1 protein-coding gene is annotated in these 499 nt (G+C 38.5%); it reads left to right on the top strand.

The genetic code is table 11. From position 1 onward, the window contains the following. Positions 1–499: AMP-binding protein (locus tag AB5935_RS27580; RefSeq protein ID WP_368328049.1), on the top strand; the 499-nt coding region annotated here is incomplete at both ends.

Raw genomic sequence — 499 nt, 5'->3', positions numbered from 1 at the left:
CACCAGTTGGAGTTTATATTCCAAAAGGATGCGATGCAGTGACTGCGTTTGCTGCTCTTAGTATGAGTGGCAACTTCTACGTGCCTCTTGATACAAAGTCTCCTTCTAGTCGTGTGGAATCAATTATTACAGTACTTGATACTCCTATACTTATTACTGACAGCGAGCATTTTACAGATTTACAGAAAATTACCGATCGTCCGATCTTAGTGATTGATAATTCTTATACAGACAGTTCTATTCAGCGTATAGCAATAGAGAAGTTGATGGAAAAACAGATTGATACAGATCCTGTTTATTCTATCTTCACCTCAGGTTCAACAGGTATCCCTAAAGGGGTTGTCGTATCTCATCGTGGTGTTATAGATTATATTGATTGGGCGATAGAAACTTTCCATATCGACTCAACATCTATAATTGGTAATCAGGCTCCGTTTTATTTCGATAACTCAACGCTTGATATCTACCTGATGTATGCTACTGGTGCTACGCTGAATAT

The organism is Phocaeicola sp. RTP21198st1_B8_RTP21198_201120 (assembly GCF_040929485.1).
Taxonomy (GTDB): Bacteria; Bacteroidota; Bacteroidia; order Bacteroidales; family Bacteroidaceae; genus Phocaeicola; species Phocaeicola dorei.
The sequence above is the reverse complement of the archived record's forward strand: the minus strand, read 5'-3'. Positions and strand labels throughout refer to the sequence as shown.